General features: G+C 39.1%; 27 protein-coding genes. 8 read left to right on the forward strand and 19 right to left on the reverse strand.

Annotated elements, in window-relative coordinates:
• Positions 1–308: 308 nt before the first annotated feature.
• On the forward strand, positions 309–788 hold the full coding sequence (locus GQR52_RS19240) for an RNA-binding protein (protein WP_007582860.1): 480 nt from the start codon (positions 309–311) through the stop codon (positions 786–788).
• Here the strand turns inward: GQR52_RS19240 and murI are convergent.
• Both murI and GQR52_RS19250 read right to left on the reverse strand, forming a co-directional pair.
• Positions 751–1,551 (reverse strand): glutamate racemase, encoded by an 801-nt coding sequence (gene murI / locus GQR52_RS19245; RefSeq protein ID WP_165729490.1) that lies wholly within the window; start codon positions 1,549–1,551, stop codon positions 751–753. The genes GQR52_RS19240 and murI overlap by 38 nt on opposite strands.
• Before the next feature lie 65 nt (positions 1,552–1,616).
• Positions 1,617–2,756, reverse strand: coding sequence for a DUF5610 domain-containing protein (locus GQR52_RS19250; protein WP_165729491.1), 1,140 nt, complete (start codon positions 2,754–2,756; stop codon positions 1,617–1,619).
• 162 nt (positions 2,757–2,918) lie between these two features.
• Here GQR52_RS19250 and trmA point away from each other — a divergent pair, with 162 nt between their 5' ends.
• On the forward strand, positions 2,919–4,016 hold the full coding sequence (trmA, locus tag GQR52_RS19255) for a tRNA (uridine(54)-C5)-methyltransferase TrmA (RefSeq protein WP_007582854.1): 1,098 nt from the start codon (positions 2,919–2,921) through the stop codon (positions 4,014–4,016).
• Positions 4,017–4,082: 66 nt separating this feature from the next.
• Here the strand turns inward: trmA and GQR52_RS19260 are convergent, their stop codons facing one another.
• From GQR52_RS19260 to ccoG, 4 genes are all read right to left on the reverse strand, one after another.
• Positions 4,083–4,721: a thiol:disulfide interchange protein DsbA/DsbL gene (locus tag GQR52_RS19260; protein WP_010555409.1), complete on the reverse strand. Its 639-nt coding sequence runs from the start codon at positions 4,719–4,721 to the stop codon at positions 4,083–4,085.
• A 16-nt stretch (positions 4,722–4,737) separates the two neighbouring features.
• The gene (locus GQR52_RS19265; protein WP_007586563.1) at positions 4,738–5,361 is read right to left on the reverse strand and encodes a thiol:disulfide interchange protein DsbA/DsbL; all 624 of its coding nucleotides are present in this window, start codon (positions 5,359–5,361) and stop codon (positions 4,738–4,740) included.
• 34 nt (positions 5,362–5,395) lie between these two features.
• Positions 5,396–6,370: a serine/threonine protein kinase gene (locus GQR52_RS19270; protein WP_165729492.1), complete on the reverse strand. Its 975-nt coding sequence runs from the start codon at positions 6,368–6,370 to the stop codon at positions 5,396–5,398.
• An 86-nt stretch (positions 6,371–6,456) separates the two neighbouring features.
• Positions 6,457–7,887, reverse strand: coding sequence for a cytochrome c oxidase accessory protein CcoG (gene ccoG, locus GQR52_RS19275; protein WP_007586568.1), 1,431 nt, complete (start codon positions 7,885–7,887; stop codon positions 6,457–6,459).
• A gap of 288 nt (positions 7,888–8,175) precedes the next feature.
• Here ccoG and GQR52_RS19280 point away from each other — a divergent pair, with 288 nt between their 5' ends.
• Both GQR52_RS19280 and GQR52_RS19285 read left to right on the forward strand, forming a co-directional pair.
• A complete protein-coding gene (locus tag GQR52_RS19280; protein ID WP_165729493.1) occupies positions 8,176–8,535 on the forward strand; it encodes a hypothetical protein in 360 nt (119 codons plus the stop codon).
• Entirely contained in the window at positions 8,535–8,741 is a 207-nt protein-coding gene (locus GQR52_RS19285; RefSeq protein WP_165729494.1) for a hypothetical protein, read from the forward strand. The genes GQR52_RS19280 and GQR52_RS19285 overlap by 1 nt, the downstream gene beginning before the upstream one ends.
• Positions 8,742–8,765: 24 nt before the next feature.
• On the opposite strand, the gene GQR52_RS19290 is transcribed toward GQR52_RS19285, so the two are convergent.
• The 13 genes from GQR52_RS19290 to gspC all read right to left on the reverse strand — a co-directional run bounded on the left by GQR52_RS19290 (position 8,766) and on the right by gspC (position 20,773).
• Complete coding sequence (locus GQR52_RS19290) at positions 8,766–9,353, reverse strand: UPF0149 family protein (RefSeq protein WP_165729495.1); 588 nt, start codon at positions 9,351–9,353, stop codon at positions 8,766–8,768.
• A 22-nt stretch (positions 9,354–9,375) separates the two neighbouring features.
• Positions 9,376–10,134, reverse strand: coding sequence for a type II secretion system protein N (locus GQR52_RS19295; RefSeq protein WP_007586576.1), 759 nt, complete (start codon positions 10,132–10,134; stop codon positions 9,376–9,378).
• Between the two features lie 3 nt (positions 10,135–10,137).
• The gene (locus GQR52_RS19300) at positions 10,138–10,611 is read right to left on the reverse strand and encodes a type II secretion system protein M (RefSeq protein WP_165729496.1); all 474 of its coding nucleotides are present in this window, start codon (positions 10,609–10,611) and stop codon (positions 10,138–10,140) included.
• Positions 10,608–11,816, reverse strand: a complete 1,209-nt coding sequence (gene gspL, locus GQR52_RS19305) for a type II secretion system protein GspL (protein WP_024591438.1) — start codon at positions 11,814–11,816, stop codon at positions 10,608–10,610. Before gspL ends, GQR52_RS19300 begins: the two co-directional genes overlap by 4 nt.
• Positions 11,813–12,802, reverse strand: a complete 990-nt coding sequence (gene gspK / locus GQR52_RS19310; protein WP_007586581.1) for a type II secretion system minor pseudopilin GspK — start codon at positions 12,800–12,802, stop codon at positions 11,813–11,815. Before gspK ends, gspL begins: the two co-directional genes overlap by 4 nt.
• On the reverse strand, positions 12,795–13,433 hold the full coding sequence (gene gspJ, locus GQR52_RS19315; RefSeq protein WP_010555413.1) for a type II secretion system minor pseudopilin GspJ: 639 nt from the start codon (positions 13,431–13,433) through the stop codon (positions 12,795–12,797). The genes gspK and gspJ overlap by 8 nt, the downstream gene beginning before the upstream one ends.
• A complete protein-coding gene (gene gspI, locus GQR52_RS19320) occupies positions 13,434–13,808 on the reverse strand; it encodes a type II secretion system minor pseudopilin GspI (protein ID WP_002962039.1) in 375 nt (124 codons plus the stop codon).
• A complete protein-coding gene (locus tag GQR52_RS19325; protein WP_010555414.1) occupies positions 13,808–14,395 on the reverse strand; it encodes a prepilin-type N-terminal cleavage/methylation domain-containing protein in 588 nt (195 codons plus the stop codon). Before GQR52_RS19325 ends, gspI begins: the two co-directional genes overlap by 1 nt.
• Positions 14,396–14,444: 49 nt before the next feature.
• Positions 14,445–14,867: a type II secretion system major pseudopilin GspG gene (gene gspG, locus GQR52_RS19330; protein ID WP_007586585.1), complete on the reverse strand. Its 423-nt coding sequence runs from the start codon at positions 14,865–14,867 to the stop codon at positions 14,445–14,447.
• Positions 14,868–14,948: 81 nt separating this feature from the next.
• Positions 14,949–16,184 (reverse strand): type II secretion system inner membrane protein GspF, encoded by a 1,236-nt coding sequence (gspF, locus tag GQR52_RS19335; protein ID WP_002962033.1) that lies wholly within the window; start codon positions 16,182–16,184, stop codon positions 14,949–14,951.
• 2 nt (positions 16,185–16,186) lie between these two features.
• Positions 16,187–17,752: a type II secretion system ATPase GspE gene (gspE, locus tag GQR52_RS19340; RefSeq protein WP_010555415.1), complete on the reverse strand. Its 1,566-nt coding sequence runs from the start codon at positions 17,750–17,752 to the stop codon at positions 16,187–16,189.
• Positions 17,745–19,808 carry a type II secretion system secretin GspD gene (gene gspD / locus GQR52_RS19345; protein ID WP_024591434.1) on the reverse strand — a complete coding sequence of 688 codons (2,064 nt, stop codon included), beginning with the start codon at positions 19,806–19,808 and terminating at the stop codon, positions 17,745–17,747. The genes gspE and gspD overlap by 8 nt, the downstream gene beginning before the upstream one ends.
• A gap of 23 nt (positions 19,809–19,831) precedes the next feature.
• The gene (gene gspC / locus GQR52_RS19350; RefSeq protein WP_010555417.1) at positions 19,832–20,773 is read right to left on the reverse strand and encodes a type II secretion system protein GspC; all 942 of its coding nucleotides are present in this window, start codon (positions 20,771–20,773) and stop codon (positions 19,832–19,834) included.
• A gap of 210 nt (positions 20,774–20,983) precedes the next feature.
• Between gspC and hslR the strand changes: the two genes are divergently transcribed.
• The 4 genes from hslR to GQR52_RS19370 all read left to right on the forward strand — a co-directional run bounded on the left by hslR (position 20,984) and on the right by GQR52_RS19370 (position 25,363).
• Complete coding sequence (gene hslR / locus GQR52_RS19355; protein WP_007586590.1) at positions 20,984–21,406, forward strand: ribosome-associated heat shock protein Hsp15; 423 nt, start codon at positions 20,984–20,986, stop codon at positions 21,404–21,406.
• A gap of 12 nt (positions 21,407–21,418) precedes the next feature.
• Positions 21,419–22,264 carry an Hsp33 family molecular chaperone HslO gene (gene hslO / locus GQR52_RS19360; RefSeq protein ID WP_165729497.1) on the forward strand — a complete coding sequence of 282 codons (846 nt, stop codon included), beginning with the start codon at positions 21,419–21,421 and terminating at the stop codon, positions 22,262–22,264.
• Between the two features lie 267 nt (positions 22,265–22,531).
• Entirely contained in the window at positions 22,532–24,070 is a 1,539-nt protein-coding gene (locus tag GQR52_RS19365) for a phosphoenolpyruvate carboxykinase (protein WP_007586595.1), read from the forward strand.
• Between the two features lie 183 nt (positions 24,071–24,253).
• Positions 24,254–25,363, forward strand: coding sequence for a PepSY-associated TM helix domain-containing protein (locus GQR52_RS19370; RefSeq protein ID WP_165729498.1), 1,110 nt, complete (start codon positions 24,254–24,256; stop codon positions 25,361–25,363).
• The last annotated feature ends 679 nt before the right edge of the window (positions 25,364–26,042 follow it).

Below are 26,042 nucleotides of genomic sequence, written 5' to 3' on the forward strand. Positions count from 1 at the left end.
ACCGAAGTTTTATTTAACTCTCTGAGTTGTTCCTGCCTCGCTATGCGTTGGCGTTTCCCGTCTCAGTGGGGTCGCATTATAGGGAGATCCGAAAACAGATCAACCCTTTTTTTAGATCTTTTTACTGTTCGAACAAAAATAGAACAAAACCATGTAAAACCATATGAAAACCTTCCTAAGATGATGCTTTTTTGTGCTCTTATTTATTATTTAATACAAATATCATTGCTATGTTTGATTTAGACGTTAAGATAGCAAGTTCACAATGTTAAATTAATGTTTATTTCCTGTTTATTGGTAGATCTAAAATGAAATTACCCGATCAAAAATCTTTTATCTTCTCTGTTATTCTTGCTGTAGTTGGTTTTGTTGTTGTTGAGTTTGCTTTAGGCGGCTTAGCTTTAAACCCTGCATTACTATTTGGTGCTGGTTTATTAATAGGTGCGATTGCTATTGCTGCAATGTCATCTGATGTGACTGAAGAAGCTGAAGTTAAAACAAAAACGCTTTATGTTGGTAACCTTCCTTATCGTGCAAACGAAGGTGTGGTTCGTGCATTATTTGAAGAACAAGGCAAAGTATTCAATGTTCGTTTATTAAAGGATAAGAATACTGGCAAGCGTCGTGGCTTTGGTTTTGTTGAAATGGCGCAAGCTGATGCAGACAATGCAATTGCTAACTTGAACGATAGCGAGTTCCAACAACGTACTTTAAAGGTACGTGAAGCAAAACAAAAACAAGAAGATGATTCTAATGCTCTACGTACTGAGACGGATCAGTCAGTGTAACTAGCTTTACCGCTAGCTTATTGCTAAACACATCAGCCGTTGCATAATATTGCAGCGGCTTTTTTATGTCTGTTAGTTTATTCACACACAAGTTAAGTTGGTTAAGTAGGTAGTTGACTCTGTTTGCTATCGCTACACCTGAATCAAGTAATTTTACATTCCCTTTAAAATACTGACTAATAGGCTCTGCTAATATTGGAAAGTGCGTACATCCTAATACAAGTACATCTATAGTTTTATCTATATGTAGGTCATCAAGCACTTGATGCAACTTGTTTGTATCAAAAGACTCTGTAAAAAAGTATTGCTCAGCTAAAGTTACTAACTCCACACTGCTATATAGATTAACGGTTACATTACGTGCATGCTCAGTAATTAATGTTTTAGTGTATGAACTGGCGACCGTTGCCGGTGTGGCTAATAAGCCAATATGATTTGAACGTGTTAACTCTGCCGCAGGCTTTATTGCTGGCACAACACCTACTATAGGAATATCTGTCATTTGGCGAACAGCGCTAAGTGCAGATGTAGAAGCGGTATTACACGCTATTACAATTAAATCAACGTTAAGCGTATTAGCTTTGATGAAATGAATAAGTGAGCATAATCGGTTAATGATTGTTTTTTGGGATTGAGCACCATAAGGTAGTAATGCATTATCCATAAAATAACTGTACTGAGCATTGGGGATACTTTGCTTTATATGCTCAAGTACAGTAGTTCCACCAATACCTGAATCAAAGACCATTATATGCGCTGACAAACTACCGTTCCCACTTTACTTTAAGAACGGCAGTTTGCCATGAGATATTTATAAAAGAAAGTAGTTTAACTTTGCGTGGTTTCTAAATCAGCAAGCTCGTCGGCTGCCGAATTTAACTGATTAAGGTTTTCGAACATAGACTTTGTGTAATCCACTAACTTATCTATTTGCTCCTGATCTTGATTTAACCATTGGAGAATGCCAGCTAGCTGATTTTGTAATCCAAGCTCACCCGCTTTTTCAAAAGCATTTTTAAGGTCATCATTAAAAGGAGCTAAACCTTCCGCTACTCGTTTTTCTGGTGCTGGTCTATATTCTTCATAGCTTTTAACTGTTGCTATTGTTTTTGTTTGGCGTAAATCCATAGAAAAAGCCACCAGCTGATCGCTGTCTAAACTCAGCTCTTGCGCTTGTTCAAATGCTTCATCTAAATCACCACCAAAAAAGGTTTTACTTAGATCTTGTAAGTCTTCCATCATTGCATTAATAGCTTCTTGCTCTTGCTCATTTAAGTCACCATTAACCGACATCGAAAATGATACCTGTCGAGATTGCGATGATGAGCTTGCAAACGACTCGCTATTACTGTTTTGCTGATAGCCACTTGCCGACTGAGATTCAAATGCATCTGCAAAGCTAATACTTACCTCGTCACCCTCTGCGGTGGTAAATTTATACTCTGCATTACTCGTCATACTGACATATTGAGCCTGGCTTATATTTACGCTGGCAGGTTGTGGGTTAAATAACGACTCTTCAAACTTATCGAGCCCATTGTAAATTCCCTCTTTGGACTTATTAATCCCCTCTTCCATGTCATCATTAAATACACCTGTACCTTTGAGTTCATCAACAGCGTCGTCAATCCCTATTTGGACTCCTTTGCGCGCGTCGCCTAACATATCTTTGAGCTTTTCGTCATCAGCGCCATTAGCTTTTGCTTTATTAACAGCACGACTTACAAAATCGAGTACGTTTTTTACTATTTCATCAAAATCAAATAGTGGTTTATCTGCTTTTTTTTCTGCGATAGGCAATCCAAGCTGCTCAGCCATTTTATCGCCAAGCACCTTTGCGGCCAACTCTCGGCCTCGTTGTTGATAGCTATCTTGAGGAGACGTAATTGTAGGTTGCTGTATATCAGCTTTATTATTGAATTTATTGATGTTGTTGTTTGGCGTAAAGCCATAATTACCTATTTTCATGATTCGTCTCCTAAGCGTGCGTAGTTTATTATCGGCTATAACAACAAAAACTAAAGTACAATGTTCAATAAAACAGCATAAATGCTAGCCAAAACTAGACAAATACGCAGCGCTCCCTACAATAGCGCCGATAAACAGATCTTAGATAAGGTAGTAGCGTTAATGGCAGTTATTAAAATAGATACCACACAGTACCAAACGCAGTTAAGTGAAAAAGAGCAGCGTATTAGTGCACAGTTCCAACGTTTTGGTGTGGAGCAACTAGAAGTATTTAGCTCAGAGCCAACTAACTACCGCCAACGTGCTGAATTTAGAGTATGGCACGACGGTGACGATCTGTTTCACATTATGTTTGATCAACAAACAAAAGAAAAAATCCGTGTTGATACATTTGATCCAGCAGCGCCTCTAGTTGGTGAAATAATGCAGGTGATGATTGAGCATCTTAAGCCTTGTGAAATATTACGTCGTAAGTTATTTCAAATCGATTACCTATCCACGCTAAGCGGTGAAATTTTAGTAAGCTTGCTTTATCACAAACCACTTGATGATGAATGGTTAAGTGAAATTAAAGCGCTTAAAGAAAAACTAAGCAGTAAATACAAAATTGACTTTATCGGCCGTGCTCGCAAACAAAAAGAAGTGCTGGGTGATGACTTTGTAACTGAGCGTTTAACAGTTAATGGTCAAGAGCTTATTTATCAACAAGTAGAAAATAGCTTTACTCAGCCTAATGCAAAAGTAAATATTAATATGCTGGAGTGGGCGCAAGATTTATGTAAACCACTTAAAAATGATTTATTAGAACTGTATTGCGGTAACGGTAACTTTTCAATTGCGTTAGCGGGCTGTTTTAATAAAGTATTAGCAACAGAAATATCAAAATCATCTGTTCATTCTGCTCAATACAATATTGCTAAAAATAACGTAGAGAACTTAGATATTATTCGTATGTCTAGTGAAGAGTTTACTCAAGCAATGAATGGCGAGCGTACTTTCTCTCGTTTAGACGGTATTGACCTTAAAAGCTATGACTGCCAAACCATATTAGTTGATCCACCGCGCGCGGGCATGGATGAATTAACGTGTGACTTAGTAGCTAACTACGAAAGCATAATTTATATATCGTGTAATCCTGAAACCCTTGAGCGTGACCTTGATCACCTAACACGTACGCACAACGTTAAGCGCTTTGCTATATTTGATCAGTTCCCATATACACATCACATTGAGTCGGGTGTTTTCTTGCAGCGCAAATAAATACGCTCAGTAAACGTTACCCATAAAAAAAGCTCCTTGTAGGAGCTTTTTTAGTTTTAGCTAAACTTACTTGTTAGCTAAGTAATTAATCAGTTTGCTAATATCTTCTGGTTCAGTAATACCCGACTCACGACCTAGGTTTAATTTATACTTACCATTTACAATAAATGTAGGTACGCCACGTAGTGCGCCTTTTTCTTTAAAGTAGTCTTGATCGCGTTTCATTTTAGAGCTCAGCGTACGTACCGAGAAGCTTTTAAACAGCTTATCAAACTTATCGCCATCAACGCCCTGCGCTACAAATATATCTTTTACATCTGCAAGCTCATTAAAACTAGCGCGCTTTGTATGAATATGATTAAAGATTGCAGAGACAATTTTATCTTTTTGCGGAAGCACTTCTGCAGTAGCGAGTGCTTGGCTCATCATCTGTTGGTTTTCTGGGTCGCGTACACCTACAAAATCAACATGGCTCTTTTTAAATTTAACGTTTTTATCAAGCTTAGGCTTAAACTCACCAATTAGTGCTTCCATGTTATTACATGCAGGGCAGTAAAATGAGAAAAACTCTTTAATTTCTGGCTTTTTTGTTGCGCGCTCAGAAACAACGTCGTAATGCACGCCTTCTTCATACGTTGCTGCAAAGCTTGTTGCCGCCATAGGAAGTAGTACTGCAAGCAAACCTGCTTTAACTAATTTAATCATTATTATGCTCCGAAATTTATAGTGCTAATAAAAACGCTACTAACTCATCAAGTTCTTTTTGATTTTTGATGGTGTTGAGGTTTATTTTATATTTATCGTTAACAATAAAAGTAGGTACACCTGTAAGTGCGCCTAATTTTGAATATTTATTTTGTTTGTTTTGCATTGCTTGCTCAGCCGAAATAACTGGCATGCTTGCAATTTCTTGATCAAACGTTGCGCTATCAATACCGTTTACTTCAAGTAATTTTTTAACGTCTTTCATTTCAGTTAAAGGAGCACGCTGAACATGAATACTTTTAAAAATTTGATCGCTAATACTCTGCGCCTGACCATGCTGCTTAGCAATTAAGTAGGCAAAGCTTAAATTACTTTGTGCTTGTGGCGACACGCCACCTAAAAAGTTCACGTGGTTTTTAATAAACTCCGCGCCTTCTGGCAAGCCTTGTTCAATTGCTTTTGCTACTGGTTCAAACTTAAAGCAATGTGGACAGTAAAATGAGAAAAACTCGGTTACTTGTGGTGATGTACTTTTGTCTACATCAATAACAGTGTATTGATTATCAACTTCAAACTGTGCAGCAAGTGCTGCAAATGGTAAACATAAAAGTAATAAACTCAGTTTTAATTTTTTAAGCATTTGTATCTCGTTGTACTTGTCTTTAAATAAAATATTACGGCAATAACTTTAACGGTGCTTCTTGCAGTGCTGCAAGTTGCTCCTTCAGTGCTAAAATTTGTTGCTCCCAGTATTTGTCATCAGCAAACCATGTAAAGTTCCGCACAAAGGCAGGATCGCTCCATCGTTTAGCTACCCATCCCATATAATGGATAATACGCATCGCTCGCAGCGGTTCAATTAATTTGAGTTGAGAGTGATCAAAATCACAAAACTCTTCATACGCACTCACAAGGGTGTCTAACTGTAACAGTTGCGTCGCTCTATCGCCACTGAGCATCATCCATAAATCTTGGATTGCAGGACCTTGGCGGCTGTCATCTAAGTCAACAAACATGAGCGCATCACCTGCCCACAAAATATTACCAACGTGGCAGTCACCATGTAAGCGAATACTTTGCACATCTTTATACTGTTTTTGCGCCTGCTCTATCACTAAATCTAAAATAGTATAAAAGGCAGTATTTATTCCCATAGGCACTAAGTTACTTTTTTGAAGATGAACTTTGGCTGTATGTAAATACTCCTCGCAGGTAACTGTTGGCCTATAAGTAAAAGGTTTTGTTTTAGCGACTTGGTGCATACGGCCAATTAAACGCCCCATTACATCAAGCTGGTCTAAATTATCAACCTCGAATAAACGCCCGCCGACACTTGGAAACAACACAAACAAATAACCTTCGTGTTCAAACAAGCTTTGTCCATTATATAAAATAGGGGCAACAACAGGCACTTCCGCTTCTGCCAGTTCAAATGCAAAATCATGCTCTTCTTGAATTTGCTCCCTACTCCAGCGCTCTGGGCGATAAAACTTCACTACGTAACGCAGGCCATCATCGGCTTTAAATTGGTACACTCTGTTTTCATAGCTATTGAGTGCCAACAAACCAGATTCAGCGTACACACCTACGCTTTCTATTGCATCGAGTATTAGGTCAGGTGTTAAGTCAATAAAACTAAATTTACTCATACTCTTCTTATATAAAATAAAAAGCGGGTTATATACCCGCTTTTGTTAATTGCTATATCAACTTACCTATTTAAGGTAGGTTGTGATTATCGCGCTTTAAAAAAGTTACTCGACTGCGATATTGTCTCATCCGGCTCATCTACCGGTGAAAGCACAAAGTTAAACTCTGTCATCGACACCTTCAAATCATAAGGGTCCATTACAAGCGACAATGGCACATTATGAGATTGCCCTGCCTGCACAGTAAATGACTGCTTACCAATATACTTAAAGTTATCTAACCCTTGCACTTTAATATTAAAAGTTTGCTCGTACTGCGCCTTGTTGATTACCTTTAATGTGTAGGTGTTCTCTACTAAACCATCAAAATCGACACGATATAATTGGTTTCGATCACGAATGATATCAAAGTCCATTGTTTTACGCAGCGCTATATTAGCTACAAGTGCTCCCGTAAGCACAACAAGTATGACCGTGTAACCAATGATTTTAGCTCGTAGTGGATTCGTTTTATTTTCTGGGGTTTCGAGGTTTCGCTCTGTCGTATATGAAATAAGTCCACGCGGGTATTCCATTTTATCCATTACGCCATCACACGCATCAATACATGCACCACAGTTAATACACTCAGCTTGCAGCCCATTTCTAATATCAATACCTGTTGGGCACACTTGAACACACAGGTTGCAGTCGATACAGTCGCCTAGCTCTAAATCTTCATGATCTACTTTACGTGAACGAGGACCACGGCTTTCACCACGGCTTTCGTCGTACGTTACAGTGTATGTATCTTTATCAAACATAGCTGATTGAAAACGTGAGTAAGGGCAAATGTGTAAACACATAATTTCTCGCATCCAACCGGCATTACCATAGGTACACGCAGCAAAGAAAATAATACTGACTAGTGCATAACCACCCACGTTAAACGTTACAAAATCAGGAAGTAACTCTCTGATTGGCGTAAAGTAACCCACAAAAGAAATAGCGGTATATAACGAAAACAATACCCAACTAGTATGCTTTGCCGTTTTACGCCAAAACTTATCAAAATTCATGGGTCTTTGATCGAGTTTTTTACGCTGATTAGCCGTGCCCTCAAGCTTTTCTTCAAACCAAATAAAAATAAAGGTCCAAACAGTTTGCGGACATGTGTAGCCACACCACACCCGTCCATAGAAGGTGGTCACTAAAAACAGCGCAAATGCTGCCAGCATAAAAATAAACGCTAATATGGTAAAATCTTGAGGCCATAGCGTTAAACCAAAAATATTGTATTTTTGACCAATTAGATCAAACAGCACTGCTTGCTGGCCGTTAAAATTAATCCAAGGAAGTAACATAAACGCAAGTAGGCCTAAAAAGCCAATGCGCTGCCTAAGTAATTGATGTAGGCCTTTTACGGCACGCACATAAATACGATTTCGGGGATTGAACCTATCATCTTGACGGCTTAAATCCGGTTTTTGGATTTTCACCTCTACAGGGATATTCTTTACTTTAATTTGTTTGTCCATCGAAGTTCCTCAACGCCGCTTGGAAATAAAAATCCAGCAATACTCAAGTACTCTATACTTAAAGCTAGCAAGTTACTTGCTAGGCAGATTTACTTTAATAAATTGCCTTCTCGAATACTTTCAGATATTTCAGAAATATCTGACTGCTGTTAACCATTATAACAATGTTGGTTAAAATTACTGGCATAGATCGCTAATAATTTATTCATCCCAGTTACTTGCTTTTAAAATGCAGTTTATTACACTGCATGGTAATTCAACCCTACTTAGATCAAGGTTTACGTATCCATGAAAAAATTTATTATTTTGGTAGTTGTGATCCTTGCCTTTTTTACAATCGATCATCCGCTTATAAAAGAACCTCGCGAAAGGTTATTAGGTGAAGGCATTGGTTTTTTAAGTGATGCAAGTAAGGTTAACAGAAGCCCTGCTGCAAATATGGCTAAAAATAGGATCAGCAGTCAACTTAAATTGTCTGAATCTGAGGGTGAGTACGTAGAAAAAACGTTTACAACAGATGACTCTGTTCAGTTATTTCACCTACGCTATTGTCGTGAACGTGACTTAAACCTTTATTTTTATGGCGATCGTTTAAATACAGTATGTAAAATAGTGACTGAAGCATTAGAGCAAAAGCGAGCAAAGTAGTGGATTTTTCAGGATTAAATAAAAAAGCAAGCGACTCATTTCATAAACAGCGCAACATGCTTAAACAATTAGCACAAGGCAAAACGTTAAAGTGTGAGAAATGTAATGGAGTTTTAACACTTGATTTAGCCACCTGCGAGCCTGGTAAAGGTATGGTAAAGTGTAAGCAAGGCTGTACTGATATTGTATTAGAACTAAGCGCTTAGATTACCTAAGCGCTTAAGCTAAAACTATTCGTCCCAGCTGTCATCAGTTATTAAACCACTGTTAATGGCAACAACTTCTATGAGCTCCGCAAAGCCTAGTGCAAAGTCACCCATTGATTCATATTGATACTGGCATAAGGCTTCTTTAGTCATACTATTTTGCTGAGCAATCTGAGTAATTGCTTGCTGATCAAGAGCAAAAAAGCTCAGTGTACTTAATGCACTCTCTAATGCTTCTTTAAAGTCAGCATCTAACTCAGGTGCATTTAAAAGTGGCTCTGCATATGCTTTAGTAGCCACTAAAAAGCCTTCGCTCCATGGTTTACAAAACTCAATAGTAAACTCAACGGGTAGTTTGTATCCTGTTTCAAATACTTGCTCACTAATTTTATGGTATAGCGCCATAAACAAGAAAAGTACTTCTTCATCTAAATCATTAGCTGTATTTGGTAATATCTGCTCAAGCCACTCATGCACATCTAATGGATTGGGCGAACAAATAACGCCAAATAAATAGCCTTGGCTTTGTTGAAGGGTCATTGCTTGAGATTGGGTATTTAAAAATGTGCTGAGCTGCTTTGCGTGCAGCTCAGTAAATTGGGGTATTTGCATTAAAACTCTTTATATTCAAACATTAAAAGTTGAGCGGGTAACGACCTTGGCTATCTGGTCGGCCTAAAAATTTAACCGCATCATGTACATCTTTAGGTAAGCTAGCATCTGGTTTTACATAACCTGCCACACTAAAGTCGAAATTAGCTTTAAGTGTAGCATCTGCCTCAAGGCCAAGCGTATTATCTGGGTCAATTAATATAGCAATATCGCCCGACTTACAGCTTAACTTACCAGCCAGAGGGCCAATATTAAACCACCCATTTAAGCCTTGCACGTCAATATTAGGGCTCGCTATTTCACCTTTTAGTGAATCACAATAAGGTGCACCTGAGCTGTATTCATCAAGTTCTAAAATTACACGCCCTTTAGCGGTTACAGGTAGGGGAAGCTGCACGCGCTGCATTGCACGCTCTACTGTTGAGCGCACTAGGCCGTCAGTCACTTTAACTTCTTGATTAAAAAGCCCATAACTTACATCAGCATAACCCGAGATATCACTACGCTCTCGTGCATTACCAAACTTCACATTCGCATTTAGCTTGCCTGTAAATAACTTCCAGCCAGCAATGTCCCAGCGAACATTATTTAACTGTTCACCATCAAAACGAACTTGCATCATTTGACCTTGCCAAACAGTGCCTACAGTTTGCCCTACTTCTAATTGCTTTGGAAAGTACGGTTTTGCTATATCTAGTGCAATATGTGCTGGTAATTTAATAATACAAAACACAATAAAACTAATTAAAAAGACAGCCGATAACGTTATTATTTTTTTCATTAATTAATTCTCTAATACTAAACGGCTTACACGCACATAGCCTGATTTATCATCGCGGCTCAAATCTAAGTTTTCAATTTTTAAGCCGTGTTGATTCACTAGCTCATCTAACCACTCTATTAACTGATTGAACTCTACAGAGTCGAGCGTTAAACGAAGTGACCCCGTACTAGGCTGCATTTTACTAATACTTATTTGATGGCGCCCACGTGTAGAATTAACAATTTGGCTTAAGTTTACATTGCTAGCAACACTGGTGTTACCCGCAGCCTTTAGCTTAACAATGCTTTCATCAACCCAAGCTAATAGCTCTTGTTGTTTAATTTGAGATTGCTGTGCCTTTTCTATCGCATTATTTAATGGTCGAAATATTCCCATTACTAAAACAAAAATAATAAACACGCCACCAGCGACCATTACCAATTGTTGTTCTTGCTCTTTAAGCGAGCGCCATTGTTGCATTAACTGCTTTTTCATACTGCACCTCGCAGTTTAATTTCACCAACGACATAATCACCGTCGTTATTTAAAGACCCTTGCTCAACAGTTAAACCTTGTTTTTCAAGTATGATTTTTACTTTACCAAAGGTTTGGAAGTCTTTAGCACGTGCACGAATGCGCAGCTCATTGCGACGTTTGTCATAACGAAGTGTTTCAGGTGTAAATTCGCTCACTTGCGAAAATACATCAACCAAATTAGTCGTTAAGTCTAAAAAGCCCGACTCACTTGAGCCTTGCACTTTATCTAACGCGCCTTTAATTTGGCTTTTAATTAGATTGGGGCGAACTTTAGTTCCTGGGAATGCTTTTTGGTATCTGTCGACTACTTGAGCTTTAGCTACTTCTACTTGTGTATTAAGTTGGTGTAACTCAATAGCTTTTATTGTAATAGTAGAAACCAATGCAACACTTGCTATAATTGCGGCGCCTTTCCAGTAACCCCACCATAAAGCGCTTTGTTTTTTAAGCTGATACATACCTTGGCGTAAGTTAAAGTTAACGCTATCTAACTGCTTTGCAAATAATGCTAGAGGTAAGTCGTACTCACTCGTTTGCGCTTGTAAGTTAACGCTTTCTGGAAACTGACTAGCTGGGCTAAAATGTTTAATATCAGGATTACCCATGGCTGTTAAGTAGCCATTTAACCAACTAGATTCAACCGCACCTATATGCCATTGCCCCTGCTTAAATAACCATTGGTTATTGAGCTCGATAGCGGTAACTGCGCCATCATCTGCAAGCGGTAACAACAAAGCATCGGGTAATATTCTGTATACTGATAGATTATGCTCTACAAATAATGCGAGCCATTGTTCAAACCATTCACGGTCTGTCATTGCTACACGAATTGCATGTTGCTCACCAAGCATTGTCGGCTGCGCTACTGCTATAAACAGTTCATCTACGTCACATGCTATATCTTCCTCCAGCATGTATGGCAATGCTTGCTCAAGCTTGCGATTCCATTTTGTTGGCAAAGCGACCGTTTTTAATTGCACTTGATCACTTGGTAACAACACGACCACTTCTCGGGTAAGTGCTTTTTCGCTTAGCTCACTTAAATGCTCTGCATTTGGTAACTCGCCACTGGCTATTATTTCTTGTTCTTGTGGTGAGTAAATTAACCAATTAAGCAATTCTTGCTCGGTTTGACCCGTGCGGATCAACAGTATTTCTGTCACTGTACGCCTCCAAATTTTCGCGCCAGTATCGTTACGTCACCGTCTTTAGCGTGCAGTAATGTGGTCATCGAAAAACGCAGGTCGACAAAATTTGCCTGCGTTTGTAATTTAAAATATTCGCTTTTAATACTAAATAAACTTTTGACTGAGTCGGTATTAGTACCGCCTTGTTGCTTCACCTGTTCAAAAAATTCATCAATGGTGTCAAAGCCAGTTTGCGGTCTTGCACCTATCACAGCCTCTGCACCAGATAAGCTCAAGCTTTCTATTAAGGCACTGAGTATAAGTGCTTGCTCTGGGATTAATGTATTTACGTTAATAGATAAAAGCGTACTGCCTGGTATTACACATACATATGGCAGTACTTTTTCCATCACTAATGGGTTAAAGCCCTTAACCAAGCGTAATTCCGATGTTGATGCAAATAAACTATTGGCTGTCATATACGGAAAATCTCGTGATAAATACTCGTCTTCTTCTGCGCCTGAGCGATATGTAATACTGTCCTCGTCAAGCCAATCAAATACGCTATCTGCCATTGTCTCTTCTGATTCATCAGCAGGTAAATCTTCAATGTTTTCAAGTAATGCAAATAGTGCTTTATGTGCAGGGTTTGTTTTACTTGCGCTATTTTCTTCTGGCGCTATGGCTAAAGCATTTAAATTTAAACATGCTTGTAAATCAGTGATTTTGCCACTTAACGTGCCGTTATCAACAGGGTATGAAGCATCACCTTGAGTTGCCCAAACTTGATCAAGTGTTGTTTTATCAGCATCATCTTTTTTACTTTGTATTAGCCCTTTAATAGCAAGCTCTTCTGCACCGTAGGCGTACCATTTAGCTTGCTGATGACCTTGCAAATTAGTGCTTTTTTGCACTTGAACCATTAAATTAGCACTCATTTCTACTGCTAAAATAGCCGCTAATGCCACAATAAACAAAACAATAACAAGTGCTGCGCCGCGCGATGATTGCTGCTTAACCATTATTCACATCCGTACTTTGTGTAGCAACAACTTTGCCTTGCCCAGGAACTAAAAATACACGACGAATTGGCTCTGCTTCTATTTGTTGCAAAGTAACAGCAACCGCTTTAGGGAGAGCTTTAATTTCCCACTGTTCTTGCCATTCGTTTTTATCATCTAAAAACTCAAACTTAAGCTCTTCAACATTTTCTAGTACACGTTGAACTCGCGGTTCCATATTATCAAGCTGATCAACATAAACCCGATAAACACGCTCAAGGTTATCGTCTATCACTCTATAACCAACGGCTTGTAGTTCTGAACGTGGCAATAAATTAATTGGATTTATCCAGCCATCTCGTACAAACGCAATACCATCGTATTGGCTTTCTAAAACGTAACGACCAGCAAGTAAATATTGCTCTTGAACATCACCAGATTCGTTTCGTACTGCACGTTTAGTCATTTGGCTAAAATCTTGATCCATTAACCTAAATGTTGTTTGCAACCCATTTAACTCAGCAATTTTTTCATCGGAGGCATCTTTTGCTCTTGTTGTCGTCTCTAATATTTGATGAGTAGCAATAATAACAAAAGCTAAAATACCCAGTGCTACCATAACTTCAAGTAATGTAAACCCGCGCTGCTTCACTTACTTTTTGCCTTTATTTAGATACGTTGATAACTCATATGCCGAATGCTCATATTTTTCATCCGTAAAAACATTTATGGTTAACTTAACAAAGCTTTTGTCAGCAGTGGCTGTTACTTCTTGCTGCCAAAACCATTCAACACCGCCCATTACTTCGCTGCCTTTAAGGTTATTTTTACCTTGCCATTGTTCGCCTTTAGTACGCTGTTCAATAATAACGTTTTCGGCGACCCAAGATGCATAGGTTTGCTCTTCAATAGTCGTTAAGTGGTGTATGTGCTCGCTTGTTGCTTGCATTGCAGCTATACCCGCCATAGCACAAATACTTAATGCCACTAATACCTCTAATAAGGTAAACCCTTTAGTGCGCTTCATTATTCTGGCTCTCGGCGAAAGTTTACTGGTGCAGCAAATTCACCTTCAATGTAATACACAGGCTCGCTTTGCTCTTTTAACTCTAATATAAGTTGAAACGCGCTTACCTCACCTGATGACAAAATAAGCACTTGTGGGATTTTTAACTTTTTAAGCTCAAGTAAACTGTCCTCATCGCCGCCACTCATAAGTTCGCGCCAGTTAGATTGCTCTAAGAGGTTATCTTGCGCCCACGCTAAATCTTCTAAGTTGAGAGTGAGCTTTAATCTTTCATCTAACTCTATTGGTTTAAAAAGATCTTCACGGTCAAAGGTAATCCACTTTTCACCATCGAAAACTAAATACTCTAACGTATTTTCTTCTACTAATAAGCCCAATTCAACTTGGTTTAAAATGGCAAATTCCGATGCCATGTTAATGGTGGTATGCAGCCTTAATGCTTGAGTATCTAATTCTTCCTCAGCACCGCCTTCTAAGCTATATACCACCATTTTTGTAGCAAAAGCGATAATCACTAATACCACTAAAATTTCTATTAAACTAAAGCCTCTGCTTTTTGCATGGCGCTGCTTAAGGCTTGCTTTCATAGCAAGCCTCTAGCATTAACATGTTCATACAAAGCAGTGTACTTAAGCATTATTGTTTTTCTTCGTCCCAGTTACCGATATCATCATCAGTACCTACTTCACCATCAGGGCCCATAGAAAAAATATCAAACTTGCCAATTTCACCTGGGCTAATTAGCTGATATAGATTACCCCATGGATCTTCTGGTAATTCATTAATAAAACCACCGTCAGGGAAACGTTTTGGAACCGGTTCAATGCTTGTTTGAGTAACTAGCGCTTCAAGACCTTGCTCTGTGCTTGGGTAGCTCTTATTTTTAAGCTTGTATAAGCTCATTGCATCTTCTAATTGCTGAATATCTAGATGCGCTTTATCGATAGCAGCCTCTTCTTGCTGACCCATAATGTTAGGTGCAACAATTGACATAATCATCCCGATGATAACCAGTACCACCATCACTTCTAGTAAAGAAAAACCTGATTGTTTATTCACGTAATTACCTCATTATTCTAAAAACATTAAGTAAAAATGGTTTAGGTAAAACCATTAATATATTTAAAAATTTATTCTAACTTAAAGTCCAACAGCTTTATTCATCGCCATTATTGGCTGCAATATTGCCATTACTATAAATAATACAATAACCGCCATTGAGGCGATCATCGCAGGCTCTAGTAGTTTAAGCGATACATTAACCATGCTCTCAAATTCGCGATCTTGGTTATTTGCAGCACGCTCTAACATTTGCTCTAGTTCACCTGATTTTTCACCACTTGCTATCATATGCAGCATCATTGGTGGAAACAACTTAGTTTGCTGAAGTGCAGCTCTTAAGCTTGCACCCTCACTCACTCTATCGGATGCATCTGCAACCGCTTTTTTAATTTTTTCGTTAATTAATACACCGCCCGAGATACGCATCCCCTCGAGCAATGGTACCGAGCTTGACGATAAAATACTTAAAGTACGCGCAAAACGTGCGGTGTTAATACCACGAGCCACTTTACCTATACCTGGCATATGTAGCACTCGGTCATCCCACCAAAAACGTATTTTAGGCTGCTTAAGTGCATGCTTAATACCAATGGCTATAGCTGTAATCGCTATTAAACTAATAAACCAATAATTTTGCACAAAATGGCTGCCTGCCATAACCCATTCGGTTGTCCAAGGAAGTACTTGTTTCGTTTTTTCAAACGTTTTTAATATTTTTGGTACTACGGTGCCCAGTAATACCGACACAATACCAATTGCAAATACCACTAATATAATGGGGTAAACCATAGCCTGAGTTATTTGGCTACGCATATGTTGGCGCTGCTCGGTATAGTCGGCTAAACGATTAAGTACTTGGTCAAGGTGACCCGACTTTTCGCCTGCGGCTACCATTGCACGATATAAGTCGTCAAAAACATGAGGAAACTCACTAAGACCATCGGCAAGGGTGTAACCTTCGACTACTTTTGAGCGTACCGACATAAGCATCCGCTTTAAACGCGGCTTTTCGCATTGCTCAGCAACCGCCATAACAGCGCCTTCAACAGGAAGTGCCGATTGAATAAGTGTTGCTAATTGCCTTGTAATTAATGCTAAGTCTGAGGTTGAAATTGTAGGCTTAAAAAAGCCACCGAGTAAAGGGGCTTTTTCGCCTTTGACTTGTTTATCACTTTGCGCCGCAGGGACAACTTCAAGCGGCGTAAGTTTTTGATCACGTAAAGTTTGGCGAATTTGTTTAGCTGTATCAGCTTCTAAAATGCCTTTTTTTTCTTTACCTCGGCCATCTAAGGCACGGTATTCAAACGCCGCCATAGTTAACCTTCCTCACGGGTAACACGCAATACTTCTTCAAGTGTTGTTTTACCTACAAGTACACGGCTACAACCATCTTGGCGAATACTTGGGCTGCGCTTACGAATGTATTTCTCTACGCTTTGCTCGCCTTTACCGTTGTGAATCATTTCGCGTATTGTTTCATCAACTACAAGTAACTCGTGAATACCCGTACGACCACGATAGCCATTAAAGTTACACTCTTCACACCCTACTGCTCGATAAATTGTCGGTTGGCTTTCAAAAGGAACCCCTAACAGCTGGCATTCATGCTCATCAGCCGTGTGACCTTCTTTGCAGGTATTACACAATGTACGTACTAGCCGTTGCGACAACACACCGAGTAACGACGATGAAAGTAAGAATGGTTCAACACCCATATCTTCCATACGTGTAATTGCACCCGATGCGGTATTAGTATGCAGAGTAGACATAACAAGGTGGCCGGTAAGTGACGCTTGAACACCAATTTGCGCAGTTTCAAGGTCGCGTATTTCACCCACCATTACTACATCAGGATCTTGGCGTAATATTGCACGTAAACCACGTGCAAATGTCATATCAACTTTTGCATTAACTTGTGTTTGCCCAATGCCTGGAATTTCGTACTCTATCGGATCTTCAACGGTAAGAATATTGCGATCGCGTGAGTTAATTTGGCTCATACCAGCGTATAGAGTGGTACTTTTACCAGAGCCCGTTGGCCCTGTTACTAAAATAATGCCGTGGGGTTTACTAATTAAATCTGAAAACAATGCACGGTTATCTGCGGTCATACCTAAATCTTCAAGGTTTAAACGCGCGTTGTTTTTATCAAGTAAACGCAGTACTACACGCTCACCAAAGCTCGATGGCATTGTAGACACACGCACATCAACTGCACGCCCGGCAATACGTAAGCTAATACGGCCATCTTGTGGAATGCGTTTTTCGGCTATATCAAGCTTAGCCATTACTTTAATACGAGACACAAGTAACGATGCAAGTTTACGATTAGGCTTAAGTACTTCTTTAAGCACGCCATCGACCCTAAAGCGAATAACAAGCTCTTGCTCGAAGGTTTCGATATGAATATCAGAAGCCCCTTCTTTAATCGCTTCACTTAGCATGGCGTTAATAAGCTTGATTATTGGCGCATCATCGTCACCAGCCAGTAAATCTTCAGTTTGCGGAAGTTCATCAGCAAGTGAGAATAAATCAACCTCGTTGCCAATATCTTCCATCATTTGTTGTGTTTCAGAGCTATCACGTTGGTATGACGCTTCAAGCAATAGCTCAAATTTATCATCAGCCAATTGCTCAAGTGTAAAACCATGGCCTGCGATACGGCGTACTTCTAATAGTACTTCCACATCTAGCTCACCACGGTAGTAAACTATGCGGTGATCTTTGTTTTTGCCAAGTAACACACCTGCACGTCTTGCATAGGAAAACGGCAAACGCTTTGCTGGTAACTCAACTAACACATCACTCGTTAATAGCTCATCCTGATTATGCGTTTTAGGATGAACCACATCTTGGTTTATCTCTTGAATCGCATTAGTCATCTTTACGCTCTTGTGCATTTTGTTTACGCAGAGACTCTTCATACGTAGGGGGAAGTACTAATTCGTCATTCCACTCAGGTAAAATAGGCGTATCAGTCATTGGCATTAACTCAATACCGTCTTCTTTTTGTTTAAACTGCTCACCACGAATAAAGTTATATTTATTAAAGCTTAACTTATTCATGCTTACACCATCACGAATAATGGTTGGGCGAATAAACACAATAAGATTACGCTTACGGCGCGTTGTATTTGTTGATCTAAACAGGTGTCCTAAAATAGGGATATCGCCTAATAACGGCACCTTAGAAACGCTTTCTTGTACGTCTTCGTCAATTAAACCGCCAAGTACAACCATACCGCCATCATCGGCCATAACAGTTGTTTTAATTGAACGCTTATTTACTGAAATATCAACCGCAGTTGCACCACTTACGCTCGATACTTCTTGCTCAATAGTAAGCTGTACTGCTGAACCATCATTAATCTGTGGCGTAACTACCAGCTTAATACCTACTTCTTGACGCTCAACTGTTTGAAATGGGTTAGCATTATTACTGCCTGTTTGTGAGCCTGTAATAATAGGTACTTCTTGACCGACTAAAATAGAGGCTTCTTCGTTATCCATTGTAGTAATAGAAGGGGTAGCCAAAATATTTGAATTTGTATCAGTGGCAACAGCCTGAATAATTGCGCCCCAATCATTTTTAACAACGCCCAGCGCTAAACCATTAATGCCACTAAGTAAGGAGGCTAATGGACCATAGTCACCTTCTGTTGTTTCCGTATACGGTGTTACCGTACCAGATTCTGTTCCTATTATATTTTTAGTAACGGTTACATCTTGTGCTTGCTCTGCAGCAACAGCTAACGAGCCCACGGGAACCGTAGTGCCGTTGTTAAACTGCAGCATACCGCCCTGCTCAGAAATCCACTGCAGGCCTAAGTTAACCCCGTCGCCTTCCATTACTTCAATAATAATGGCTTCAACTAGTACTTGGGCACGGCGAATATCAAGGCGTTCAATTACAGATTCAAGTGATCGCATTGTGTCTGGCTGTGCGGTAATAATTAATGAGTTTGAGTCTGGGTGAGACTCTATACTGCTTTCATTATTGCTTCTGCTACGAGTTTTAGTAGTACCGCCTTGTGCATCTTCAACAAGTGACTTACTAACACCCTGCAATACTTTGACCAAATCTTCAGCTTTAGCATAATTTAGGTAAAACACCTTAGTATTACCTTGGCTTTCTAACTCACCATCTAAGCGCTTAATGAGCTCAATAGCACGTGTACGGGCTTGGCCTTCACCGCTTACAATAACGCTATTAGTTCGGCCATCAGCCACAACTTTTGGAATTAAGAATTCAGGTACACTGCCTTTACCGCTGTCTTTATAAATATTATCTACCACAGAGACAACATCATCTGCCGTCGCATATTTAAGCTTAACGATGTCTACACGCTTGTCACCCGCCTGATCAACAGAGCGAATAATCTCAACTAAGCGATTAACCGATGCAGCATGACCTGTTAGCATCATTACGTTAGCCGCATTAAAGTTAGCAACGTGGCCACCATCTTTTTGATCGCTAAATTGACGAACTAGAGGACCAAGCTCCTGCACACTTACATTTTTAACACGTACAACACGCGTAATCATCATGTCGCCGCTAGCTTCACTACCTTCGTCAATAAGTGGCACATTTGATTTTTTAGCGTCTGAACTTTTTTCTACCTTAATTATGCCATTGTCCATTTCAACAGCTGAGTAGCCATAAACTTCCAATACATTTAAGAAGAACTGATAATAAAGTGCTTCGTCCATTAACTCGTAACTGCGAACATTTACCTTTCCACGCACGTTAGGGTCAATAATTACTGTTTTATTAAGGTTTTTACCAACAATGTTAATGAACTCATTGATATCAGTTCCTTTAAAGTTAGCAGCATATTCAACAGCAGAAACAGACAAAGAAATACTTGCCGCCAAAAAAAGTGCTGCGTACTTAGCTAACCCTTTTTTAATTTTTTTGAGGTGTAGCACCTGAACCATCGTATTAAAACTCCAAAGCTAAATTATTGCAGACTAAATTGCACATCAATTTGTTCACCATCACGTTCTATAGTGATATTGGCATCTGTACTATTACGCAGCTCATTAATAGCTGACATAGCCTGTTTTAAATCTGTTAATTGATAGCCATTTATAGAAATGGCTAAATCGTTATTTTTTAAACCCATTTGCTTAAATAGCTCAGGCTCTTTACCTGGACTTAAGCGATATCCAATTAGCTCACCATCATTCATGGCTTGTGAAACACGTATATAGTCAAATAGCTTGCCCGGCTCTTCGAGTAACTCTTCACGTGTTTCTATAATTGCTTCTTTAACGTCCGGATCTGCAGTGGCATCTATTTGTAGATCACTTGGTTCTAATTTTTGCGGACCCATTTCAGAATCATCACGCGCAGCGAGTACTGGCATAGACACCTTCTTACTGAAATCGAGTCCATCAAGCATTAATGTTTCAAAGCGTCCATTAACACTCAAAATAATACGATCCGGCAATATTTGTGCAACTTCAGCACGCGTACCCGATACTACTTCATCAACAAGATAGCTTACTTGCTTACCTTGTGATTCAATAATTGCGATACCTGCTTTGTCATCGTTATTAACCGCTACGATACCGGTTAAATTGATACTTAAGCGCGTTTCTGGCGCATTATTTATTACCTGCGATTGCTTTGCAGTATTATTGTTGTTTGTTACAGTTTTTTTACCAAATAAAAATTGCTCAATAATATGCTGCGCTGAGTTGTTACTCGCACCAGATGATTGGTTAGCATAATGAGTAGGGGTAAGTAGAGTTACTGGTGGTTTTGGCCACAAAAGCCAAACAAGTTTTGATAATAAAAATGCAAGATAAACAACAACTAACAGTGTCACTAATGCACTTAACTTAGCATGCGGTAAACGAGTTAAAAATTGTTTTAGTTGTTGGATTTGCTGTTCCATAAATAGTGTTCTTATTTTAATTTACTGCGTTAGCGCGTACCCATAGTACCCTTTCATTTTTCTTTCAACAAGCACACTAATATTAAACTTTGTAAACAGATTAAATTAACTTTACATAACAGTACAAAAAGTAAACTGCCGTTGTAATACCTTCATCCTACGATGATTTCATGATAAATTTTAAGCTATAAAAACGTGGGGAAATGCCTTATGAGTAAAAAAAGTAATGCTAATACCAGCTCAGACCCTGTAGATGGGTTAAAAGTTCGATTAGATAAATGGTTATGGGCTGCGCGATTTTATAAAACTCGTGCAGTTGCACGCGAAATGGTGCAAGGCGGCAAAGTACATTATAATGGGCAACGTACAAAAGCGAGTAAAATAGTAGACGTTGGCGCAAAAGTAAAACTGGCTCAGGGCGTAGATGAAAAGCTGATAACTATACTCTCAGTGCTTGAAAAACGTCAAAGCGCCCCCATTGCACAGACCATGTATCAAGAATCTGATGCAAGTATTGCTAAACGCGAAGAAAACAGCATCGCACGCAAAAATAACAGCTTTTTTGCTCCTCATCCGGATAAAAAACCGGATAAAAAGCAAAGACGCGAACTTTTAAAAATGAAATCAAGTTAGGTATAGCCGCTCATGCAACAAGATTTACTTCACCGTTATTTATTCAACGAACTAGATGTTCGTGGCGAACTCGTACAAATCGAGAATGCTTATAATGAAATGATTGCCGACCATAATTACCCAGACCCTGTTAAAGCATTACTAGGTGAGTTACTTGTTGCAACCTGTTTATTAACCGCCACTTTAAAGTTTGAAGGTGAAATTGCAGTACAGCTTCAAGGTGATGGCCCAGTTAAATATGCAGTTATAAATGGTGATGATAAACAAAACATGCGTGGTATTGCACGCCTGCAAAGCGAAATTACGGGCACAACTGTAAAAGAGCTTATTGGTCAGGGCTATATGGTGATCACTATTACACCAAGTAAGGGTGAACGTTACCAAGGTATAGTTCCGCTAGAGCATGATACTCTGAGTGAATGTATCGAAAGTTACTTTGAGCAGTCAGAGCAATTAAAAACACGCCTTTGGTTTGCAACCGACACAACAGAAGGTAGCGCAAAAGCATGTGGTCTATTTTTACAAGTACTCCCAGTTGATAAACAAAAATCAATTGAAGACTTTGCACACCTAGAAGCATTAAGTAATACAATTAAAGATGAAGAACTATTATACCTTGATGCTAATACTGTCCTTACACGCCTTTATCACGAAGATAATCCTCGCGTATTTGAACCTCAAGCGATTAAATTCAAATGTGGTTGTAGTCGTGATAAAACAATTACTGCGCTTGTTAATATTGGACAAGAAGAACTACTTAAAGACGTAGCTGAGAAAGGGTCTGTTAATATTAACTGTCATTACTGTTTAAAAGAGTATGTTTTTAACGAACAAGATATAAAAAGCATTTTCAACTAAATGTTCAGCTTCATCTATATATAGTAATTAAAGCCGCAAAATATGCGGTTTTATATTATAAAAAGATGATACCGGTGTCATCTTTTTTGCTAGTTTCATGACACCGGTATCATTGAAATTATTCATGTTTTTTCTTAAATATATGTGTTTTTAGAGGCTTTACGGGCTCGAATATCTTAAAACCTTCTGTTACTATAATTTCAGTTTAAGGGCACTGATAACCCCAGAGCTATCCGTTCAAACTCTCACACATAGTTAGGTATAAACATGACTACAGGCGCTACACGTTTTGTCGATTTAACCGCAGCTGAACTTGTCGAGCATGCGATCCGCCGTGGCGAAGGTACTTTAGCCGCAAATGGTGCTTTTGTTGCAATTACAGGAAAACGAACTGGTCGTTCACCAAAAGATCGTTTTATTGTACAAGAAGCAACAACTCAAAATGATATTCAATGGGGCAATGTTAATCGTCCATTTGATGCAGACAAATTTGACGCATTATGGGCTCGCGTAGAATCACATGTTCAAAGTAATGACCACTTCACCTCTCACCTAGAAGTTGGCGCAGACCCTGAGCATTATCTACCTGTAGTTGTAACTACAGAAACAGCGTGGCACCATATTTTTGCCAAAAACATGTTTATCGAACCGCAGAACTATAACGCTTCAAACTTACCACAATGGCAAGTAATGAACGTTCCTTCGTTTGTATGTGAGCCAGAACGTGATGGCACAAATAGCGATGGCACCGTTATTATTAACTTTGCACAGCGTAAAGTATTACTAGCAGGTATGCGTTACGCCGGTGAAATGAAAAAATCGATGTTTTCTGTACAAAACTTCCTACTACCAGCAAAAGGTGTATTACCAATGCATTGTTCTGCTAACGTTGGTGAAGCAGGCGATACAGCATTATTCTTCGGTTTATCTGGTACGGGCAAAACAACTCTTTCAGCAGATCCTACTCGCTTTTTAATTGGTGATGACGAGCACGGCTGGGCACCTGGAAGCGTGTTTAATATTGAAGGCGGTTGTTATGCTAAATGTATCGACCTGTCACAAAAGAATGAACCTGTAATTTGGAATGCTATTCGCTTTGGCACTATTTTAGAAAATGTAGTGTTAGATGAAAAAGGCGTTCCAGATTTTAACGATACTAGCCTTACTCAAAATAGCCGTGCAGCATATCCACTTGAACACGTTGAAAAACGTAAAGTAGAAAACCGCGCAGGCGAACCTAAGGCTGTTGTATTTTTAACTTGTGATGTAAGCGGTGTATTACCACCGGTTTCTATACTTAGCGAAGAAGCTGCTGCTTTTCACTTTTTAAGTGGATACACAGCAAAAGTTGGTTCTACTGAGATTGGTTCAACTAGCGATATTGAATCAACATTTTCGACATGTTTTGGCGCACCATTCTTCCCACGCCCTGCTGGTGTTTACGCTGAGCTTCTTATGAAGCGTGTACGCGAGTTTGGCGCTAAGGTGTACCTTGTGAATACAGGTTGGACTGGCGGCCCTTACGGCACAGGTAAACGTTTTGATATCCCAACTACTCGTGCAGTAATTGATGCAATCGTATCTGGTAAATTAGCGGGTGTTGAAACTCAGCACATTGATGTTTTAAACCTAGATGTACCGGTAGCAGTTCCAGGTGTAGATACTAACTTACTTAATCCTATTAATACGTGGGAAGATAAAGCTAAGTACAATGAATATGCAGCAAAACTTGCCGCAGACTTCACTGAAAACTTTGCTAAGTATGACGTATCAGACGATATAAAAAATGCAGGACCTAAAGCTTAAATAAGCTTCAAGTTTGTATTTTAACGCCAGCCAAGGGCTGGCGTTTTACTTTCTAAATACCTAATTTAATAAGTGCGACAAAATGCCGCACAACTCATATCAAAAAACCATATAATATACCGCGTAATTAATCATTCTTTAATGCCCAATAAACCTGCATTACTCATTACGACTATTTAATTAATGACACTAAAGCTTTCATGGCGAAAAATATTCAGGCGGTTACATTTATACTTAGGTCTATCGATAGGTGTTTTACTTGCTATTATTAGCCTTTCTGGCTCCGTATTAGTTTATTACCCACAAATAGACTTACTGCTAAATCCAGCAAATGACGCTATTACAAACATAAAAACGCCTAATTGGGATCAAGCATATAATACGCTAAGAGCCAATTTCCCTTCAAAGCAAGGGCCATGGCGATTAGAAAACACAGGTATAAACTCAGTAATTCCCGCGCGATACTACAATCCAATAGAAACAAAAGAGCAAGGCTTTGCCCCCTTAATGGTATGGCTATCTAGCAGTAGTGATAAAGTAATACGTAAAAACTATTGGGGAAAATACTTAGTAACTTGGATGTACAACTTACATTTTTCATTACTAACAGGAGCAACGGGCACTCTCGTTGTTGGCTATATAGGCATAGCCTCAATAGTTCTTCTTATCTCTGGATTCTTTGCTTGGTTTCCAAAGCCTGGGCAGTGGGTAAAGGCACTAAAATTTAAATCTCGTAGCTCTAAAATAGGTTTGCTATACGACTGGCATAAACTAATTGGTTTAACCTTCTGCATACCGCTACTAGCTTTAACTGTTACAGGTGTTATGCTCGCTATTCCAAAACAAACAGATCCTATATTAACCGCTCTAGTTAGCGATATAAACTCTCCACCAAAAACACAAATTCAACCGAGCAAACAAACCAATATTCCTTTATCACAAGCGGTATTAATAGCTGAAAAAGCATTACCGAATACGCGTTTAGCTTGGATTGAAACACCATCAAACTTAAATGCTATTTACAGATTAAGATTTCAAACTGTAAACGATCCTTCGTATCGCTTTCCACATAGCTATATAGAGGTTAATGCACTTACAGGAAAGTTAGAGAGCGTGTTTAATATAGATAAGCAAAGTACGGCTAGTAAAATAAAAAACTGGATACACCCTCTACATGACGGCTGCATTGGCGGTAACATTTTAAAAGTCATTTGGGTGCTGAGTGGCTTTGGACCTGCTGCATTGTTCTTTATTGGCGTATATAGGTGGTTAGTTAGAACCAAGAGAATATAAAAATAAAATAAAATAAAATAAACTTTACGCCAATCTACCTAGTTAAATGATCTATTTGAGGTCAAAAATTTCTTTATTTCGTTGTTCTCGCCAATTACTCCTAAGTTGCTCAACCTTCTGTATCCATGCAATCGTATATCAGAAATTTCTAACGCAATTAACGTCAAGTTCAATCCACCAAATTGATTAGGTATTATTGCCGATTAGTATAATTATCAGGTATGTGTATTTATTCTGCACGCGCTAAAACTACAGTTAGTTACAGATGTAATGCGGTAAATCACTTAGGTAAACTTAGCGCACAATAGTGCCCCCCAATTAATTGCTTACTAGTGTCTGTAAATAAGGCTATATACCTAATGGGAATGTCTAATAGGCTACTGAATAGTTAAAGCAAGGCTATTTACAATGTGAAGCCTCCGTAATGTCACGATACCCACAGCGGTGGAGAGTCACGTAGTAAATGCTACTTTATTGGCCGAATGGGGTATTGAGGGATTTTGTTGTGATTTTAGCGTCAGGAGTCGCTGCGCTGCGCTCGCCCTACGTGATAGGTGTTGATGTGAGTGTGTATTAATTGCGCACATTTTACTTTTCTGCAGACGTAAAAAAGCCCGAATCGCTAGATTCGGGCTTTCTACAATTTGAAGCCTGGTAATGTCCTACTTTCACATAGCAA

Origin of the sequence: Pseudoalteromonas sp. 31A1 (genome assembly GCF_011378815.1) — a bacterium.
In the GTDB taxonomy this organism is placed as follows: domain Bacteria; phylum Pseudomonadota; class Gammaproteobacteria; order Enterobacterales; family Alteromonadaceae; genus Pseudoalteromonas; species Pseudoalteromonas arctica.